Source organism: Mycobacterium sp. P2_H7, from assembly GCF_056403275.1.
In genome coordinates this window covers 1-19,191 of sequence record NZ_JBFUFU010000030.1, presented here as the reverse complement: position 1 = coordinate 19,191, position 19,191 = coordinate 1, and the positions used below count along the sequence as shown (strand labels likewise).

Below are 19,191 nucleotides of genomic sequence, written 5' to 3'. Positions count from 1 at the left end.
GCACATGAGGCATCGGCCTCACGGTGAACGGGTGTCGATCTCCGTATTTGCCGGTAGCAGCACGCGGTATCGTGGAACACGGCGAAGACACCTTCGATGAACGCGTTTCCGTTACACCGGCGACACGCCAGGGACACGGTCCGCGCGCCGACAGGTGCGGAGCCGCCAGGAGGGATATGTTCTCCTCCACGCGAACAAATACCATCCACGCGATTCGGTCCTATCGGTCGCAACGGGACGGAACGAACGGGTAGCGTCGGGTAAACACCCGAAATAGCCCACCAGGCGGTGTGAAAACCGACGGCCAACAGGAAGTAGGACCCACCCACATGGCTCGCATAGGAGACGGCGGTGACCTGCTGAAGTGCTCGTTCTGTGGGAAGAGTCAAAAGCAAGTCAAGAAGCTCATCGCGGGTCCCGGCGTGTACATCTGCGACGAGTGCATCGACCTGTGCAACGAGATCATCGAGGAGGAGCTGGCCGACGCTGACGACGTCAAGCTGGACGAGCTCCCCAAGCCCGCGGAGATCCGCGAGTTCCTCGAGGGCTACGTCATCGGCCAGGACACCGCCAAGAAGACGCTGGCGGTCGCCGTCTACAACCACTACAAGCGCATCCAGGCGCAGGAGAAGTCGCGGGACTCCCGCGTCGAGCCGGTTGAGCTCGCCAAGTCCAACATCCTGATGCTCGGGCCCACCGGCTGCGGTAAGACCTACCTGGCGCAGACGCTGGCCAAAATGCTCAACGTCCCGTTCGCCATCGCCGACGCCACCGCGCTCACCGAGGCCGGCTACGTGGGCGAGGATGTCGAGAACATCCTGCTGAAGCTGATCCAGGCCGCCGACTACGACGTGAAGCGCGCCGAGACCGGCATCATCTACATCGACGAGGTCGACAAGATCGCCCGCAAGAGCGAGAACCCGTCCATCACCCGCGACGTCTCCGGTGAGGGCGTGCAGCAGGCGCTGCTGAAGATCCTGGAAGGCACGCAGGCCTCGGTGCCCCCGCAGGGCGGCCGCAAGCACCCGCACCAGGAATTCATCCAGATCGACACCACGAACGTGCTGTTCATCGTGGCCGGCGCGTTCGCGGGGCTGGAGCGCATCGTCTCCGACCGCGTCGGCAAGCGCGGACTGGGCTTCGGCGCCGAGGTGAAGTCCAAGGCCGAGATCGACACCCAGGACCACTTCGCCGAGGTCATGCCGGAAGACCTGATCAAGTTCGGGCTCATCCCCGAATTCATCGGCCGTCTGCCGGTGGTCGCCTCGGTGACCAACCTGGACAAGGAATCACTTGTTCAGATCCTGTCCAAGCCGAAGAACGCCCTGGTCAAGCAGTACACCCGGTTGTTCGAGATGGACGGCGTCGAGCTGGAGATGACACCGGAAGCCCTCGACGCGATCGCCGATCAGGCCATCCACCGCGGTACCGGTGCCCGTGGCCTGCGCGCCATCATGGAAGAGGTCCTGCAGCCGGCCATGTACGACATCCCCAGCCGCGATGACGTCGCCAAGGTCGTCGTCACCAGGGAGACCGTGCAGGACAACGTGCTTCCGACCATCGTGCCGCGCAAGCCCACCCGGGCCGAGCGTCGCGACAAGACCGCCTAGGTTTCACAAGTCGAATCCGACGTCATGCCTGTGTTCCACAACGGAACACAGGCATGACGTCGGATTCGGGGTCTGGTGACCTCATCGATGATCGCGGCGATTTCGGCCACCCCGTCCCGCTGGGCGAACGCGACCTCCACTTCGCGGGCCCGGCGCAGATAACGCTCATCGCGCAGGATCTGGCGGACCGCGTCGGCGATGGCGGACGCCGGCGGGGTACAGGCGCCCAGATCGACGCCCACTCCCGCCCAGGCGACCCAGGCGCCCCGCTCGGCGCTGCTCGCGACCACCAAGGGAACCCCGGACGCCACCGCGCGCTGGATCGCTCCGTAACCGGCGTCGGTGACCATCACGTCGACCTTCGGCAGCAGTATCTCCGGCCGGATGTGGTCGGCGACGAAGGCGTTCGCGGGAACCCGTGACCGCGCCGGGGTGCCGCCGGTGACCACGACGGTGACATCGTCGAGTGCGTCCAGGGTCGACTCGATCAGCCGGGTGGAACCGGTGACGTGCACGACCGGCCGGGGCGCGTCGAGTTCGGCCCACCACGGGGGTGTGGTGAAGTCGCCCGACGGGCGGGCGTGCACGGCCCCGACGAACCGGATATTGGCGGGCAGGTCGCGGCGCGGGTATTCGAACGGGGGGACGGTCGGCACGATCAGCCGATCGGCGAGCGCGCCGCCGGGGGACCTCAGCGCCGAGTCCAGGGTGGGCGTGTAGTACAGCAGCGCCGGGCCGCCGCTCGGAAGAGGCAGTCCCATGAACCCGTCGTCGGCGATGATCGCGTCGAACTGGTTGCGGTTGCGCACTTCTGCCGGTTCGGCCGGTCTTGCCCCGATGGCACGCACCTCATCGGGTTGGGCAATGCCGGTGAGCACCGTGACGGCATTGCCCCGCTCGACCTGATCGGCGGCCACGGTCAGCAGGGGCGCGACGTGCGCGCGGGAGGACAGCGCGGCGATCAGGATGTCAGCCATGCCGGCCCGCCGGCACGCGCCGCTCGGCAATCGCCTCGTCGATGACGCCCGCGATCTCGGCGACGCCGTCGCGGCGCGCGTAGGCCTGCTGTAGTTCCGCGGTGGCCGCGCGGTAGGTGCGGTCGCTGAGCACATCGCGGACGGCGCGGTGCACCGCCGCCGGCGACGGTGTCCCGGAGCGCAGATTCACTCCGGCGCCGAACCATTCGACCCGAGCCGCCACTTCCGGCTTGTCCTCGGTGTTGCCGGCGACCACCAGCGGCACCCCGGCCATCAGTGCACGCTGCACCGCACCGTAGCCGCCGTTGGTGACCATCACGTCGACCTTCGGGAGCAATACGTCGTGCGGAATGAACTCGGTGACAACGGTATTGGCGGGCACTGGGGTGCGGATCTGGTCGACAGGGCGGCCGCCGGTGCTGACCACCAGGGTGACGTCCTCGTCGGCGAGTGCGGCGATGGTGGGTTCGATGAGGCGGCCGAGATCGGCGTTGTCCAGGGTGCCCTGTGTCACGTGCACCACGGGGCGGCCGTCGTCCAGACGGTGCCACCAGGGCGGTGGGGTGAAATCGATTGCGGGAGTGGGCGTGACGGCGCCGACGAAGCGCACGTGGGCAGGCAGATCGCTACGGGTGTATTCGAATTCGGGGATGGTCGGTGCGATGAGGCGGTCGGCCAGCACCCCCGAATCGAGTACGAAGGCGGACGGCTCGGGAAGGCCGAGGACGTCCAGCATGGCGGTGAGCGATTGGTGAGCGGGCCGCAGCAGTACGCGTTGAGCCAGCAGGTTGAGGGCGCGGTTACGGGCCCTGGCCCGCCATCCGGCGCCGGGCAGCATGCCCATCCCGCCGGGCGCGGTGTCGCGGCTGGTGAGGAACAGCGGCGTCGTCGAATAGGACAGCACCGGCGGCCGGTCGCGGCGATTCTTGGCCAACAACGGCAGGACGCCGAGAAAGAATGCGTCGGTCAGTATGGCGTCGAAGGTGTTGGTGGCCATGGCATCCGAGAGGGCTGCGGCTTGATACGGCAGTGGCCGCACGAAGACATGTTTGACGTCGAAGTTCACCCGCGCGATGCCGGAGGTCTCGGCCCGGCCGGGCAACTCGCTGTCCAGTACGGTGTCGTCGAAGTCTGCGGGGGCCGGCAGTGGTAGCGGACGGGCACCGGCGGCGCGGATGGCGTCGGCATGGCGCACCGAGGTCAGCATGGTCACGCTGTCGCCGCGGTCCACCAAGGCGCGGGCGACGTTGAGCAACGGGCCGACATGGCCGACGGGTGGGCAGCTGGCGATGAGGATCTCTGGCATGCCCACGATGATTGTCGATCAGCGGGTGGGCATGCTTGGAGGTTGTGTGGAGAACGGCTGGAGATTGCAGGTAGAGCTACTGCACCCGGTCGGGGCGGGTGTAGACGTTCATCGAGTCGCCACGCAGGAACGCCACCAGGGTGAGCCCGGCCTGCGCGGCCAGATCCACCGCCAGCGACGACGGGGCCGAGACGGCAGCCAGGATCGGGATGCCGGCCATCACCGCCTTCTGGGTGAGTTCGAAAGACGCGCGTCCACTGACCAGCAGGACGGTGCCCGACAACGGAATCCGCCGGGTCTCCAGTGCCCAGCCGATGACCTTGTCGACCGCGTTGTGCCGGCCGATGTCCTCGCGGACCACCAGCTCGGTACCGTCGGTGCGGTACAGCGCGGCGCCGTGCAGGCCGCCGGTGCTGGCGAACACCTTCTGAGCCTTGCGCAGTCTGGTGGGTAGGGCGCTCAGCAGCGCAGGCGCGATGGTGGTCGGATCGTCGCCGGGGGAGTGCCTGCTGACCGTGCGCACCGCCTCCAGCGAGGCTTTTCCGCACACCCCGCACGAGGAGGTGGCGTAGAAGTTGCGGGTCAGGTCGACATCGGGGGCGGGGACCCCGGCTGCCAGCGTCACGTCCAGCACGTTGTAGGTGTTGACGCCATCTGATCCGGTGCCCTGGCAGTAGCGCACGGTGGCGATGTCATCGCGGCCGCCGACGATGCCCTCGGTGAGCAGAAACCCTTGCGCCAGTTCGACATCGGAACCGGGGGTGCGCATGGTGACGGTCAGCGGGGCGCCGTTCACGCGGATCTCCAGCGGCTCCTCGACGACCAGAGTCTCGGGCCTGGCCACCACCCCGTCGGCGTTGCGGTGGCTGATGCGGCGGCGCGTGGTTACCCGGCCCATGAATCCGACCTCGGTTCGAGCCTGATCACCACGGCCTTGGAGACCGGGGTGTTGGACCTGACCGCGGTGTGGTCCAGCGGCACCAGCGGATTGGTCTCGGGGTAGTAGGCGGCGGCATTGCCCGGCGGGGTGGAGTAGCTGACCACCCGGAAGTCATCGGCCCGGCGAACCTGGGCTTCAAACTCGGAGATGAGGTTCACCCGGTCGCCGTCCTGCAGTCCCAGTGCCGTGATGTCGGCGGGATTGACGAACACCACCCGGCGGCCACCCTTCACACCGCGGTAGCGGTCGTCCAGGCCGTAGATGGTGGTGTTGTACTGGTCGTGGCTGCGCAGCGTCTGTAGCACCAACCGGCCCGGCGGTACCGGCACCCATTCCAGCGGGCAGATCGAGAAGTTGGCTTTGCCTGTGTGGGTGGGGAATTCGCGGGAGTCACGCGGCGGGTGTGGCAGCTGGAAACCGTCGGGTTGGCGCACCCGGGTGTTGTAGTCGGTGCAGCCGGGCACCACGTCGGCGATCGCGTCACGCACCAGGTCGTAGTCGGCATTGAACGCCTCCCACCGAACCGGATGTTCGGGCCCGAGCACGGTGCGCGCCAGTTGGCAGACGATGGCCACCTCGCTGCGTAACTGATCGCTGGGTGGGTGCAGGTTGCCGCGCGACAGGTGCACCATCGACATCGAATCCTCGACCGACACCAACTGCTTGCCGGCCTGCTGGAAGTCCTTGTCTGTGCGGCCCAGTGTCGGCAGGATCAGTGCCGTCCGGCCGTGCACCAGGTGGCTGCGGTTCAGTTTGGTCGAAATCTGCACCGTCAGTGCACAATTGCGCAATGCCGCCTCGGTGACTTCGGTGTCGGGGGTGGCGGAGACGAAATTGCCGCCCATGCCGATGAACGTCTTGGCCTGCCCGTCCCGCATGGCCCGGATGCCGTCGACGGTGTCGTGACCGTGCTTGCGCGGGCTGCTGATGCCGAAGCGGGCGTCCAGTGCCGCCAGGAACGTCTCTGGCATCTTCTCCCAGATGCCCATGGTGCGGTCGCCCTGGACGTTGGAGTGCCCGCGCACCGGGCACACCCCGGCGCCGGGCTTGCCGATCATGCCGCGCATCAGCAGCAGATTGGTGGCTTCGCCGATGGTGGCCACGGCGTGCCGCTGCTGGGTCAGGCCCATCGCCCAGCAGATGACTGTGCGCTGCGAGCGGATGAAACTGTCTGCGACGCGGCGCAGTTGGGCTTCGTCGATCCCCGTGGCGTCGAGCACCGTCTGCAGGTCGACCTCGCGGGTCTGGCGCGCGTAATCGTCGAACCCGGCGCAGTGTCCGTCCACGAAGGCCCGGTCCACCACGGTGCCGGGAGCCGTGTCCTCGGCTTCCAGCAGGAGGCGGCCGATGCCGGCGAACAGCGCCATGTCGCCGCCGATGCGGATCTGGACGAACTCGTCGGCGATGGGGATTCCGTGGCCCACCACGCCGCGCACCTTCTGCGGATCCTTGAACCGCATCAGCCCCGCCTCGGGCAGGGGATTGATGGCGATGACATTGGCGCCGTTGGCCTTTGCCTTCTCCAGCACCGAGAGCATCCGGGGATGGTTGGTGCCCGGGTTCTGGCCGGCGATGACGATCAGGTCGGCGTGTTCGACGTCGTCGACGGTGACCGAGCCCTTGCCAATGCCGATCGAGTCGACCAGCGCGGTGCCCGACGATTCGTGGCACATGTTCGAGCAGTCCGGCAGATTGTTGGTGCCGAAGCTGCGCACCAGCAACTGGTAGAGGAACGCGGCCTCATTGCTGGTGCGGCCCGAGGTGTAGAACAGCGCCTCGTCGGGGGAGTCCAGCGCGTTGAGCTCGTCGGCGATCAGCCGGTAGGCGGCATCCCAGTCGATCGGGGTGTAGTGGGTGGCGCCGGGCCGTAGCACCATCGGCTCGGTCAGTCGGCCCTGTTGGGACAGCCAGTATTCGGGCTTCTCGCAGAGTTCGGCCACCGAATGACGGGCGAAGAAATCCGCGGTGATGCGGCGTTTGGTGGCCTCCTCGGCCACGGCCTTGGCGCCGTTCTCGCAGAACTCGGCCAGCTTGCGGCCGCCGTGATCCTCCGGCCACGCGCAACCGGGGCAGTCGAAACCGTGCCGCTGGTTCAGCCGCGCCAATGCTGTTGCGGTGCGCACCGGGCCCATCTGCTCCAGGCCGCGCTGCATGCTGACCAGGACGGCCTTCACCCCGGCGGCCTCGTGTTTGGCGCCGGTGACCGTGACGTCCGCTTCGTCGTAGCCGGCGTCGATGTCACGGGTCATGGTTTCCAATGTAGCCCTCGAAACGGGCCGTCCCGGCCGGATGCAAGCGGTCGCTGTTCGGTATTTGACATGCGGTGATAGATGACGGCTATCGTGACGCCGATGGCAAGCGACGTGCTGCTGCAGCATCTGGACTACCTGTTGGCCCTGGCCGCCGAGCGGCACTTCGGGCGGGCCGCCGCGCGCTGCCACGTCAGCCAGCCGACGCTGTCGGTGGCCATCCGCCGCCTCGAGCGCGACCTGGGCATCGTCATCGTCCAGCGCGGGCGTCGTTTCGAGGGTTTCACCGAGGAGGGGCAGCGGGTCGTGGCGTGGGCCCAACGCATCATCGCCGAACGCGACGAGATGCTCGCCGACCTCGAACGGATGCGCGGGCGTTTGACGGCGACGGCCCGGCTCGGTGCGATCCCGACGGCGGTCCCGGCCAGCCCGTTCATCACCGCGGAGTTCCTGCGCCGCAACCCGGCCGCATCGGTGCGCATCGAGGCGCTGTCGTCACGGGAGATCGCCCGGCGGTTGGCCGATTTCGAGATCGACGCCGGACTGACGTACCTCGACGATGAAACACCGCCGGGCACCCGGTCGGTCGAGATGTACCGGGAGAACTACGTTCTGGTCGCACCGGCCGATCACCGGCTGATGAGCGAGCCGGAGGTGTCCTGGGCCGAGGCCGCCGCTCTGGAGTTGTGTGTGCTGACGACCACGATGCGCAATCGCCGCATCCTCGACGCCAACATGGCCGCCGAGGGTGTGCAGTACCGCCCCGCGGTCGAGGCGGACTCGGTCGATGCGCTGTATGCCCACCTGACCCATTCGCGGCGGGCGACCATCGCGTCCACCGCGTGGCTGCCGCAATTGGGTGTGCCGACCGGCTTCGCTGCGCGGCCGATGGTCAGGCACGGCCCCAGTCCGGCGATCGGGTTGGTGGTGCTCGACCGGGACCCGCCGTCCATCGTGGCGGCAGCGCTGGTCGCCGTGGCTGCCGCCGTCGATCTCGGGACGCTGATCGACAGCGCCGCGCGGGAGCTCTGACTACGGTCCGCGCACTCCCGATCCGCCATCGGCCTGGTCGGTGTCCTGGTTCGCCTCCGGCTCATCGTCGAACGGGCGCAGCAACAACTCGGGCCGGTGGCAGAAGTTGATGCGTTGTCGGCCGGTGTCCAACCCTGGTGGCGCGTACCATTCGACCTCGCCGCTCGCGTTGATCGTGGTGGTGTATCCGCCGTCTTCGAGGAGTCGATGGTCCGGTGAGCACGCCAGCGCCATGTCGTCGACGTTGGTGTAACCGCCTCGCGCCCAGTCATTACGGGCGTGGTGGCATTCACACCCGTAGGCGCCGCAGGTGCAGCCCGGTTTGGTGCAGCCACCGTCGCGGGCGATGAGCATGATCCGTTGCGCGGGCGTGGCGACGCGCCGGGCCCGGAAATGATCGAGCGCCGAGCCTGTCGACTTGTCGAAGATGGCCAGGTGCCAGTTGGCGTGGGAGGCCATCCGGATGACGTCCTTGATGGGGAGCTTGGTGGCGCCGCCGCTGACGCCGACCCCGGCCCGGGACTCCAGATCCTGCAGCGTGGTGCGGATGATCACCGAGACCGGCAACCCGTTGAGCTGCCCCAGATCACCGCTCATCAGCGCGATGCGCCCGACGACGAGCATCGCGTCGTGCTGGCGTTGGGCGAGCGTGCGGTGATCGTTGTCGATCTGCGCCTGCGTGGGCGTCCCGGACGTGCAGGGTTCATCGTCGGCGGGGTTGCACATGCCGCGGGCGGCGAACTTGGCGAACAGCACCTCCCACACCGCATTCGCCTCCGGGGTGAGATGGGCGGTCACCGACGTCATCGCATCGCGGCCCTGCTTGCCGATGGACAGTCCGCGCTTGCGCTCGCGTTCGGCATCGTCGGGTAGGGGGCCGTCCTGATCGAGCAGGAACAACCGCAGGTCCGCGGTCTCCTTGAGTTCCTTGGGGCCCACGCCCGCCGCCACCCGCACCAGGTCGGCCTCGAACTGTTCGCGGGTTGTCGTATCGACGTGGGCCGGCAGGTGATCGAGCGCGTCACGCAGGACTCTGACGTGGTCGGCGTTGATCAGCCCGGCGGCCTGCGCGGCGAAGACCGCCGCCAGGACCGGCCGCAGTGGCTCACCGGTCAGGATGCGCCGCGGACCCAGGTCGGCTGCCTCTGCCAACCTGCGACCGGCCTCGCCGGTGGACAGGCGCCAGCGGATCCGCAACACGGCGTTCCACGACTTCGCTCCCATCTCCCTGGGCGTGGCTTCGGCCTGCAGTTGCGCCAGCAGGCGATGCGTCTGGGAGGGCAGCCGGCAGGTCAGGGACTCGTATTCGTCCATGACCGCGATCAGTTCCGGGCGGGTGAGCCCCTCGAAGTCGCAGGCGGCGAAGGCGTCATAGGCGACGCGCAAGGCCGCCAACGCTCCGATCGCCCCGTCCCGCATAGTTCGAACATACGTTCGATGACCGACAAAAAAAGCCGAGAATGGGGCTGGTGAAACCAATGTGGCGCAAGGGATCGGCACGTCCGTCACATCCGAATTGCGTCCTTGACGCGCACGTAACAGTTCCGCCATCGAATCTTCCTACCGTGGGTCGGTCAAGCACATGCGGCGATAGGAACTCCATGAGCGGTAATGCGGCCCGTCTGAAGGCCATCATCAACGTCGAGGCGTACGTGCCCCCGGCTTTCACCTTCGACCCGGCCGAGGCTCCCGGCGAGATTTTCGGTGCCAACGTCTTCACGCTGGCCGAGATGAGGCTGCGGCTGCCCAAGTCGGTCTACAAGTCCGTCGCGGCGAGCATCGAGAAGGGCGCCAAGCTCGACCCGTCGGTGGCCGACTCGGTGGCCTCGGTGATGAAGGACTGGGCGCTGTCGCGAGGTGCCACCCACTACGCGCACGTCTTCTACCCGATGACCGGCCTGACCGCCGAGAAGCACGACAGCTTCCTGGAGCCGGTCTCCGACGGTCAGACGTTGGCCGAGTTCGCGGGCAAGACGCTGATCCAGGGCGAGCCCGACGGCTCCAGCTTCCCCTCAGGTGGCCTGCGCAGCACCTTCGAGGCGCGCGGCTACACCGGCTGGGACGTCACCAGCCCGGCGTACATCCTGGAGAACCCGAACGGCAACACGCTGTGCATCCCGACGGTGTTCGTGTCGATGACCGGTGAGGCGCTGGACTACAAGACGCCGCTGCTGCGCAGTCAGCAGGCCATGGGTGCGCAGGCCGAACGCATTCTGAAGTTGTTCGGGCACAAGGACTTCGATCACATCGTGTCCTTCTGCGGTCCCGAGCAGGAGTACTTCCTGGTGGACCGGCACTTCTTCCTGGCGCGTCCGGACCTGATCAACGCGGGGCGCACGCTGTTCGGTGCGAAGCCGCCCAAGGGCCAGGAGTTCGACGACCACTACTTCGGCGCCATCCCGGACCGGGTGCTCGGCTTCATGATGGACACTGAGCGGGAGCTGTTCAAGCTCGGTATCCCGGCCAAAACCCGGCACAACGAGGTCGCGCCCGGCCAGTTCGAGATCGCGCCGATGTTCGAGCGGGCCAACATCGCCGCCGATCATCAGCAGCTGCTGATGACGACGTTCAAGACCATCGCCAAGAAGCACGGCATGGAATGCCTGATGCACGAGAAGCCGTTCGCCGGCGTCAACGGCTCGGGTAAGCACGTCAACTTCTCGTTGGGCAACGCGCAGTTCGGCAGCCTGCTGGTGCCGGGCGACACCCCGCACGAGAACGCGCAGTTCCTGGTCTTCTGTGCCGCGGTCATCCGTGCGGTGCACAAGTTCGCCGGCCTGCTGCGGGTGTCGGTGGCCTCGGCCACCAACGACCACCGCCTCGGCGCCAACGAGGCTCCGCCCGCGATCATCTCGATCTTCCTCGGTGATCAGCTGGCCGATGTGTTCGAGCAGATCGCCAAGGGCGCGGCCACCTCGTCCAAGGGCAAGGGCTCGATGATCATGGGCGTCGACACCCTGCCGGTGCTGCCGACCGATCCCGGCGACCGTAACCGCACCAGCCCGTTCGCCTTCACCGGCAACCGTTTCGAGTTCCGCGCGCCGGGTTCGGGGCAGACCATCAACGTGCCGATGATCATCATCAACACGATCATGGCGGACTCGCTCGACTACATGGCCACCTGGTTGGAGAAAGCCACAGGCGAGGGCGAGGACTTCGACATGGCGGTGCAGAAGCTGCTGACGGAGATCATCACCGAGCACGGTGCGGTTGTGTTCAACGGCGACGGCTACTCGGAGAACTGGCAGGTCGAGGCCGCCGAGCGTGGTCTGCCGAACCTCAAGACCACGATCGACGCCATCCCCGAGCTGGTCAAGCCCGAGGCGATCGCGGTGTTCGAGAAGTATGGCGTCTTCAACGAGCGTGAACTGCGCAGTCGCGAAGAGGTCCGGTACGAGATGTACACGCTGACGGTGAGCGTCGAGGCCAAGCTGACGCTGGAGATCGGTTCGACCGTGGTGCTGCCCGCGGCCGTGCGCTACCAGACCGAGTTGGCGCAGAACGTCGCGACGCTCAAGGCGGCGGGGATCGAGCCCGACACGTCGCTGCTGGCCACCGTGTCCACGCCGATCTCGGAACTGACCGGTGCGCTGACGGCGCTCAAGACGGCGATGGCAGACCACGGTGGCGAGTCCGCTGCCGAACATGCCGCCCATGCGCAGAGTCTGCTGCCGTTGATGGACGCGGTGCGGGCGGCCGCCGACACGCTGGAAGGCGTTGTGGCCGATGACCTGTGGCCGCTGCCGACGTATCAGGAGATGCTCTACATCCTCTGAGCTGGTTGACGGAATGCCCGCTCCCGTTTCGGGGGCGGGCATTTTCGTGGAGTGGATATTTGTCTTAACGTATGGACATCACGACAGCGTGGTCGCTACTCTTCGGCCATGAGCAGCAGCACTCCCGTCGGCATCATCGGTTTCGGCTGGATGGGCCGGGTCCACGCCCAGGCCTACGCGCGGGTGCGCCACCACTACCCGCACGTCGACCGGTTCCCGGAACTGGTCGCGATCGCCGACGACGTCCCCGGCCGGGCCGAGGAGGCCGCCCGCCAGTTCGGTGCGGCGAAGGCGAACACCGACTGGCAGGCGCTGGTCGCCGACCCCGACGTCACGGCCGTCAGCGTCACCGCACCTAACTTCCTGCACCGCGAGATCGGCACCGCCGTGGTCACCGCTGGCAAGCACCTGTGGATCGAGAAGCCGGTGGGGCTCAACAGCTCTGATGCGCTGGCCGTCGCCCGCGCCGCCGAGGCCCACGGTGTGCAGACCGCGGTGGGCTTCAACTACCGCAACGCGCCTGCTGTCGCGGCCGCACGCGAGCTGATCGCCGCGGGCGAACTCGGCGAGATCACCCACGCCCGCTTCTACTTCCTGTCCGACTACGCCGCCCACCCCGATGGCGCGCTCAGCTGGCGATTCCAGCGTGACCGTGGTGGCAACGGCGTGTTGGGTGATCTGGCCTCGCACGCAGTGGATCTGGTGCAGCACCTGCTTGGTGGGGTCGATTCGGTGATCGCCGACACCGCCATCTTCATTCCGGACCGCCCGGTCCCGTCGGGTGCGACGAGCGGACATCAGCTGGCCGCCGGCGGAATCCGTGACCGGGTGGAAAACGAGGATTACGTGTTCGCGCAGTTGCGGCTGAGTTCCGGCGCGCGCTGCTCGGTGGAGGCCAGTCGGGTCTCGGTCGGCGAGCAGAACGCCTACGGCTTCGAGATCCACGGCACCGCCGGCGTGGTTGGCTGGGATTTCCGGCGCCTCGGCGAGTTGCGGGTGGGCACGGGTTCGGTGTTCCAGGACCAGCCGGTCACGACGCGCCACGTCGGCCCCGGCGACGGCGAATACGCGGTATTCCAGCCCGGCTCCGCGATGGCGATGGGTTATGACGAACTCAAGATCATCGAGGCGCAGCGCTTCCTGGAATCCATCGCCACGGGCAAGCCCGTCGGCGCCACCATCTGGGATGCGGTGGCCGCCGCTCAGGTCATCGAGGCGATCACCGAGTCGGTGCGCACCGGGGCGTGGGTGACACCGGCGACAGTCACCGCTTGAGCTGGCGCCGGATCTCGTCGGCGACCTCCAGCGTCGCGACGGCGCACCGCAACGGGTGGATCTCGGATTCGTTGCGGCCCTGCGTGATCAGTCGGGCTGCCTCCACCGCGGCATAGTGCAGACCGTCGGCTTGCACGCCCGGCTTCTCGTCGTAGCGCAGCACCCGGCCGGGATCGGTCGGGTGGCCCTTGTGCCGGGTCAGTGTGAACGGTCCGGGCATGAAGAACGGGCCGTCGATGTGCACGGTCGCCTCACGCCCGACGATGACGGCCACGGTCGGCGTGTCGGACAGCATGGTGGTGTGCAGCACGGCCTGGTTGCCGGCGGGGTCGGACACGATGGCCGAGATCTGGCCGTTCAGCCCGGGCCGGACGTCCTGGCCCTGCGCCACCACCGAGGTGAACGCGTCGGAGACGAAGTGCGCCAGCGCGATGGTGTACGTGCCGAGGTCCAGCAGGGGACCGCCGGCCAGGGTCGCGTCATAGATGCGGTGATCCGGCGTGAAGAACTCACCGTGATCGGCCAGCACGGTGCGGATCTCGCCGAGCGCGCCGTCGTCGAGAAGTTGGCGGATCACATCGAACTTCGGCAGAAATTTGGTCCACATCGCCTCGCCGACAAAGCGATCGGCCCGCGCCGCCGCGGCGACGATCTCGCGCGCCCCGGCGGCATCGACCGCGAGCGGCTTCTCGACGAGCACATGCTTGCCTGCCTCGAGCGCCGCGATCGCGTTGTCCCGGTGGCTCGGATGTGTGGTGGCGATGTAGACGATGTCGACGTCCGGGTCACCGAACAGCGCCTCATAACTGCCGTGTGCCGTGGGTACCGACCATTGCGCGGCAAAGGCTTCGGCCCGGTCCTTCCCGCGCGAGCCGACGGCGACCACGCGTTGGGTGGTGTGCGCCAGAAGGGCTTCGACGAAGCGGTGGGCGATCCAGCCGGGTCCGAGGATGCCCCAGCGCAGGCCGGGAGCCTCCCGCGGGTCGGGAGTCCGGGGCAGTGGCAGAGCGTCGGTCATGCGCACCAGGGTAAACCGACAAAAGGCTTTTTGTTAAGACATTAAGATGTAATACTCGGTCCATGACTGTTCGCGTAGGTGTCATCGGGGTCGGCGTGATGGGCGCCGACCATGCCCGCAAGCTGGCCCGGGTGGTATCGGGTTGCGAGCTTGTGGCCGTGACCGATTTCAACGCCACGGTGGCCGGCGAGGTGGCCGCCGAACTCGGCGCCCGCGTGCATCCCGACGGCATCGCGCTGATCCAGGATGCAGATGTGGACGCCGTCGTCATCGCCACCCGCGACGACACCCACGCCGATCTGGTGCGCGCCGCCCTGCGGGCGGGCAAGCCGGTGATGTGCGAAAAGCCCTTGGCCCCAACCGCTGCGGAGTGCCGCGAGCTGATCGCCGAGCAGCGGGCATTGCAGGGTCCGGTCGACCTGGTGACGGTCGGCTTCATGCGGCGCTTTGACCCGCCGTATGTGGCGCTGCGCGACCGTGTGCGTGCGGGTGACCTCGGCACCCCGCTGGTGGTGCACGGCGTGAGCCGCAACGTATACAGCTATCCCGGAGGGGATTCGGCCTCGTCGATCACGAATTCGGCGATCCACGAACTCGACATCATGCCGTGGCTGCTGGATTCCCCGATCGTGGAGGTCAGCTATCAGCACGGCCGTTCGGCTGGGCAGTCCGGCACCCGTCAGGATCCGCAGTTCTATCTGATGCGCACGGCGTCGGATGTGCTGGTGACCGTCGAGCTGTTCCTCAACGCCCGATACGGTTACGAGACACGGTGCGAGGTCGTGATGGAGACGGGTACCGCCGCGCTGGCGCTGCCCGCCCAGATCGTCATCGACGCCGAAAGTCGCAGGGGCGTCGACTATCCCACGGACTGGATTCCGCGGTACAGCGATGCCTACCGCATCGAACTACAGGAGTGGATCGACGCGATCGCCGCCGGCCGGCCGTCGGCGCTGGCGAGCGCCGAGGACGGCTTGCGGGCCGCGTTGGTCGCCGACGCGCTGATCGAGTCGATGAACACCGGCGGCGCGTGGGTGAAGGTGGCGTACTGAGCGTCCTCACGCCAGCGCGAGGAACAACTTCTCCAGCTCTGCCTCGGTCATCGGTGCCGCGCCGTCGGCGGTCTGGCCGGCGATGCACTCGCGGAGTCCGGTCGCCACGATCTTGAACCCGGCCCGGTCCAGCGCCCGGGATACCGCGGCCAGTTGGGTGACCACGTCTTTACAGTCCCGGCCCTGCTCGATCATCGAGATCACGCCGGTCAGCTGACCTTGCGCGCGCCGCAAGCGATTCAACACCGCAGCAATGCTGTCCTCGTCACCGGTCATGGCGCCAGCATATACCCCCTGGGGTAATTTGACATACCCATGGGGGTATCGCACGATGGAGGTATGTTCTTCCAGCAGTACTACCTGGAGTGCCTGTCGCACGCGTCCTACCTGATCGGGGATACCACCACCGGCCGAGCCGTCGTGGTCGACCCGCAGCGCGATGTGTCGGAATACCTGGCGGACGCGGAGCGCCACGGCCTGGCCATCGAGCGCGTGATCGAGACGCATTTCCACGCCGACTTCCTCTCCGGTCACCTGGAGCTGGCGCGTGCGACGGGAGCCGAGATCGTCTACTCCTCGGTCGCCGAGACCGAGTTCGAATCGGTGGGTGTCACCGACGGCGAACGATATTCACTCGGTGCGGTCACCCTGGAATTCCGGCACACGCCCGGGCACACCCCGGAGTCCATGAGCATCGTGGTCTTCGAGCGCAACGATGACGACACGCCCTACGGCGTGCTGACCGGTGACACCCTGTTCATCGGCGACGTCGGACGCCCAGACCTGCTGGCGTCCATCGGCTTCACCCGCGACGAACTCGCCGAGCAACTCTACGACTCACTGCACGACAAGTTGATGACGCTGCCCGACGACACCCTCGTCTATCCGGCCCACGGCGCCGGGTCCGCGTGCGGCAAGAACCTGTCGACCGAGCTGTCGTCGACCATCGGGGCGCAGAAGGCCACCAACTATGCGCTGCGGGCTGCTGACAAGGCGACGTTCCTGCAGCTGGTCACCGCGGGTCAGCCGCCGGCGCCCGGCTACTTCGGCTACGACGCGATGCTCAACCGCCAGAACCGTGCGCTCCTCGACGAGTACGAGACACCCGAAGCCCTGACCTACCAACAGGTTCGGACCGCTCTGACCGCCGGGGCCATCCTGGTCGACGCTCGCTCACCCGAGGAGTTCGCCCTGGGGCATCTGCGCGGAGCCGTCAACATCGGACTCGCGGGCCGGTACGCCGAATTCGCCGGTTCGGTGCTGCCCGTCGATACCGATATCGTTCTGATGACCGATCCCGGACAGGAACGCGAAGGCAAGAACCGGCTCGCCCGAATCGGTTTCGATCGCGTGATCGGCTACCTGGCCGACCCGGACGCCGCGATGTTCGCCCACCGCGACGACGTGCACGGTGCATCCCGCCTGACGGCCGTGGCCTTCGGCGAGCGCGTCGGCGATATGGACGACCTACAGATCGTGGACGTCCGCAACCCCGGTGAGGTGGAAGCCGGCATCATCCCGCGCGCCGTCACCATTCCGGTCGGACAGCTGCCCGCCCGCCTCGATGAGCTCGATGCCACCAAGCCGACCGTCGTCTACTGTGCGGGCGGCTACCGGTCGTCCGTCGCCGCAAGCCTGTTGCGCCAGAGGGGCTTCACCGATGTCAGTGACATCCTCGGCGGCTACGGAGCGTGGGTCGAGACGTATCAACGGGCGTGACCACCATCGCTACGGCTGTGGGTCTCGGCGCCGTGATCGGTGTGCTGCTGGGCCTGCTCGGGGGTGGCGGCTCGATCCTTGCGGTGCCGGCGCTGGTGTACGTGCTGGGTCTGGGCATCGACCAGGCGATCCCGATGTCGCTCATCGTCATCGGCAGCGCGTCGGCGGTCGGCGCCCTGCCCAGAGTCCGCGCGGGCCAGGTGCAGTGGCGGCTGGCGGCGATCTTCGCCGCGGCAGGTATCCCCGCCACCTTCATCGGCACCGCCCTCGGCAGCCACCTTCCGCAACCGGTGTTGATGGGCGGTTTCGCCGCCGTGATGGTGGTGGCGGGCTTTCGGATGCTGCAGGAAACGGGTGGCACCGGGACGGCCTGCCGGGTGGGCGACGGCGGCATCAACTGGCGGCGCTGTGCACCGCGGTCGATACCGGCCGGCTTTCTGGTCGGGCTGCTGACCGGATTGTTCGGTGTCGGAGGCGGTTTCCTGATCATTCCGGCCCTGGTGCTGTTGCTCGGGGTGGAGATGTCCATCGCGATCGGCACGTCGCTGGTGATCATCGTCGCCAATTCGGTGACGGGCGTGGCGTCACACATCACCGGGACGGCAATCGACTGGACCCTCACCGCCGCGTTCGCCGGGGCGGCGATCATCGGGTCACTGCTCGCCGGGCGGGTGGGGGCCAGGCTCGACACGCACCGGCTGCAACGTGGTTTCGGCTACCTGGTGCTGACGGTGGCGACCTACGTGCTGACCGACACCGTGCTATTGCGCTAGCACCGAGTACGCCGAATCCGCGGCCAGCTTGAGGCCCTCGCGGACCGGCAACACCCGGAATGACTGCGACAGGATCTCCACACCCCACGGGCCGTCGAAACCGAGGTCGCGCAGCAGGCCCACCAACCCGGCCAGGTCGAAACTGCCGTCCCCGCAGAGCAATCGGTTGTCGACGGTGTCCTCGAACAACGAGCCTGACACCGTGGGGGCGGCGTCGTCGAGCTCCACCCCGAACACCATCTCCGGGGTGAGGGCGGCACGCAGCTGGGCCAGTGAGGTGCCGGCCCGGAACACGTGCCAGGCGTCGATCAACAATCCCACCCCGGGATGCCCGGCCGCCGCGACGATCTGGGCCCCCAGTGGGACGGTGGAGATGATCGAGAAGGGCATGGTCTCGATCGCGATGCGGGTACCGTGCTCCGCGGCCTGCTCGCCGAGTTCGCGCAGCGGAGCGACGAGTTCCTCCGGGTGATAGGTGTGCGGCCCCAATTCGGAGCCGATCTTGATGAAGGTCGGCCGCAGCACATCGGCCGCCTCGAACAGCAGGGCACGCACGTCGTAGGAGTTCCCCAGCGCGGTCCGCGGCAGCCACCACCGCTCGAGAAGTTCGATCTCGACGTGGGTGAGGCCGGCCGCCGCGATCAGCTCGCGCAGGCCGGCGAAGCCCAGTGTGTCGCGGATCGCCACCAGATCATCGGCGATCAGACCGAGGCCGACATAGCCGGCGTCGGCGATCGCGGTGATCCGTTCCGCGATCGGCACCAGGCTCGTGGCGGGGATCCGCATCGGCGAGGTGTCACCGGCGCTACGCCTTCCATGCCGTGGGCGTGGCTGTCGCCGAAGAGGGAGGCTTTCCAGCCGCCGAAGCTGTAGTAGGCCATGGGGACGGGGATGGGGACGTTGATGCCGACCATGCCGACTTCGACTTCGTTCTGGAAGCGTCGGGCGGCGCCGCCGTCGTTGGTGAAGATGGCGGTGCCGTTGCCGTAGGGGTTGTTGTTGATCAGTTCGAGGGCTTGGTCGTAGGTCTCGACGCGCAGCACGGCCAGGACGGGGCCGAAGATTTCGTCGGTGTAGACRSWCATGTCGGGGGTGACCTGGTCGAGCAGGGTGGGGCCGAGCCAGAAGCCGTCTGCTCCACCGTCGGCGACGACGGTGCGGCCGTCGACGATGACTTTGGCGCCGTCGTTYTCGCCGGCGTCGATGTAGGAGGCGACCTTGTCGCGGTGGGCTTTGGTGACCAGGGGGCCCATGTCGGAGTCTTTGGTGCCGTCGCCGATTTTCAGGCCGACGGTACGTTCGGCGATTTTGGCGACGAGGTCGTCGGCGATGGGGCCGACGGCGACGGCGGCGGAGATGGCCATGCAGCGTTCGCCTGCGGAGCCGAATCCGGCGTTGACCATGGCGTCGGCGGCGAGGTCGAGGTCGGCGTCGGGGAGGATGACGGCGTGGTTTTTGGCTGGC

General features: G+C 67.5%; 16 protein-coding genes. 7 read left to right on the top strand and 9 right to left on the bottom strand.

The window, feature by feature from the left end:
* The first annotated feature begins 329 nt into the window (after window positions 1-329).
* Window positions 330-1,610, top strand: coding sequence for an ATP-dependent Clp protease ATP-binding subunit ClpX (clpX, locus tag AC1DY7_RS30510; protein ID WP_477497503.1), 1,281 nt, complete (start codon window positions 330-332; stop codon window positions 1,608-1,610).
* Here clpX and AC1DY7_RS30505 read toward each other — a convergent pair.
* The 4 genes from AC1DY7_RS30505 to AC1DY7_RS30490 form a co-directional block, all read right to left on the bottom strand.
* Window positions 1,607-2,587 carry a glycosyltransferase gene (locus AC1DY7_RS30505; protein WP_477497502.1) on the bottom strand — a complete coding sequence of 327 codons (981 nt, stop codon included), beginning with the start codon at window positions 2,585-2,587 and terminating at the stop codon, window positions 1,607-1,609. The two genes, clpX and AC1DY7_RS30505, sit on opposite strands and share 4 nt — an antisense overlap.
* Window positions 2,580-3,893 carry a nucleotide disphospho-sugar-binding domain-containing protein gene (locus AC1DY7_RS30500; RefSeq protein WP_477497501.1) on the bottom strand — a complete coding sequence of 438 codons (1,314 nt, stop codon included), beginning with the start codon at window positions 3,891-3,893 and terminating at the stop codon, window positions 2,580-2,582. The genes AC1DY7_RS30505 and AC1DY7_RS30500 overlap by 8 nt, the downstream gene beginning before the upstream one ends.
* Window positions 3,894-3,969: 76 nt before the next feature.
* On the bottom strand, window positions 3,970-4,791 hold the full coding sequence (gene fdhD, locus AC1DY7_RS30495) for a formate dehydrogenase accessory sulfurtransferase FdhD (RefSeq protein ID WP_477497500.1): 822 nt from the start codon (window positions 4,789-4,791) through the stop codon (window positions 3,970-3,972).
* On the bottom strand, window positions 4,779-7,082 hold the full coding sequence (locus AC1DY7_RS30490) for an FdhF/YdeP family oxidoreductase (protein ID WP_477497499.1): 2,304 nt from the start codon (window positions 7,080-7,082) through the stop codon (window positions 4,779-4,781). The genes fdhD and AC1DY7_RS30490 overlap by 13 nt, the downstream gene beginning before the upstream one ends.
* Window positions 7,083-7,184: 102 nt before the next feature.
* Between AC1DY7_RS30490 and AC1DY7_RS30485 the strand changes: the two genes are divergently transcribed.
* Window positions 7,185-8,114, top strand: coding sequence for a LysR family transcriptional regulator (locus tag AC1DY7_RS30485; protein ID WP_477497498.1), 930 nt, complete (start codon window positions 7,185-7,187; stop codon window positions 8,112-8,114).
* Here the strand turns inward: AC1DY7_RS30485 and AC1DY7_RS30480 are convergent, their stop codons facing one another.
* Window positions 8,115-9,533, bottom strand: coding sequence for an HNH endonuclease signature motif containing protein (locus AC1DY7_RS30480; protein WP_477497497.1), 1,419 nt, complete (start codon window positions 9,531-9,533; stop codon window positions 8,115-8,117). It lies immediately after the preceding gene.
* Window positions 9,534-9,715: 182 nt separating this feature from the next.
* Here AC1DY7_RS30480 and AC1DY7_RS30475 point away from each other — a divergent pair, with 182 nt between their 5' ends.
* Entirely contained in the window at window positions 9,716-11,890 is a 2,175-nt protein-coding gene (locus tag AC1DY7_RS30475) for a glutamine synthetase III family protein (protein WP_477497496.1), read from the top strand.
* 108 nt (window positions 11,891-11,998) lie between these two features.
* Window positions 11,999-13,165, top strand: coding sequence for a Gfo/Idh/MocA family protein (locus tag AC1DY7_RS30470; protein WP_477497495.1), 1,167 nt, complete (start codon window positions 11,999-12,001; stop codon window positions 13,163-13,165).
* Here AC1DY7_RS30470 and AC1DY7_RS30465 read toward each other — a convergent pair.
* The gene (locus tag AC1DY7_RS30465; RefSeq protein WP_477497494.1) at window positions 13,155-14,183 is read right to left on the bottom strand and encodes a Gfo/Idh/MocA family protein; all 1,029 of its coding nucleotides are present in this window, start codon (window positions 14,181-14,183) and stop codon (window positions 13,155-13,157) included. The genes AC1DY7_RS30470 and AC1DY7_RS30465 overlap by 11 nt on opposite strands.
* A gap of 62 nt (window positions 14,184-14,245) precedes the next feature.
* Here AC1DY7_RS30465 and AC1DY7_RS30460 point away from each other — a divergent pair, with 62 nt between their 5' ends.
* The gene (locus tag AC1DY7_RS30460) at window positions 14,246-15,235 is read left to right on the top strand and encodes a Gfo/Idh/MocA family oxidoreductase (protein ID WP_477497493.1); all 990 of its coding nucleotides are present in this window, start codon (window positions 14,246-14,248) and stop codon (window positions 15,233-15,235) included.
* A 6-nt stretch (window positions 15,236-15,241) separates the two neighbouring features.
* Here the strand turns inward: AC1DY7_RS30460 and AC1DY7_RS30455 are convergent, their stop codons facing one another.
* Window positions 15,242-15,511, bottom strand: a complete 270-nt coding sequence (locus AC1DY7_RS30455; RefSeq protein WP_477497492.1) for a metal-sensitive transcriptional regulator — start codon at window positions 15,509-15,511, stop codon at window positions 15,242-15,244.
* Between the two features lie 63 nt (window positions 15,512-15,574).
* Between AC1DY7_RS30455 and AC1DY7_RS30450 the strand changes: the two genes are divergently transcribed.
* Both AC1DY7_RS30450 and AC1DY7_RS30445 read left to right on the top strand, forming a co-directional pair.
* Complete coding sequence (locus AC1DY7_RS30450) at window positions 15,575-16,954, top strand: rhodanese-like domain-containing protein (RefSeq protein ID WP_477497491.1); 1,380 nt, start codon at window positions 15,575-15,577, stop codon at window positions 16,952-16,954.
* On the top strand, window positions 16,951-17,727 hold the full coding sequence (locus AC1DY7_RS30445) for a sulfite exporter TauE/SafE family protein (protein WP_477497490.1): 777 nt from the start codon (window positions 16,951-16,953) through the stop codon (window positions 17,725-17,727). Before AC1DY7_RS30450 ends, AC1DY7_RS30445 begins: the two co-directional genes overlap by 4 nt.
* Here AC1DY7_RS30445 and AC1DY7_RS30440 read toward each other — a convergent pair.
* Window positions 17,716-18,513, bottom strand: a complete 798-nt coding sequence (locus tag AC1DY7_RS30440) for a sugar phosphate isomerase/epimerase family protein (protein WP_477497489.1) — start codon at window positions 18,511-18,513, stop codon at window positions 17,716-17,718. The two genes, AC1DY7_RS30445 and AC1DY7_RS30440, sit on opposite strands and share 12 nt — an antisense overlap.
* On the bottom strand, window positions 18,429-19,191 hold a 763-nt coding region (locus AC1DY7_RS30435), incomplete at its 5' end, for an aldehyde dehydrogenase family protein (RefSeq protein WP_477497488.1). The genes AC1DY7_RS30440 and AC1DY7_RS30435, both read right to left, overlap by 85 nt.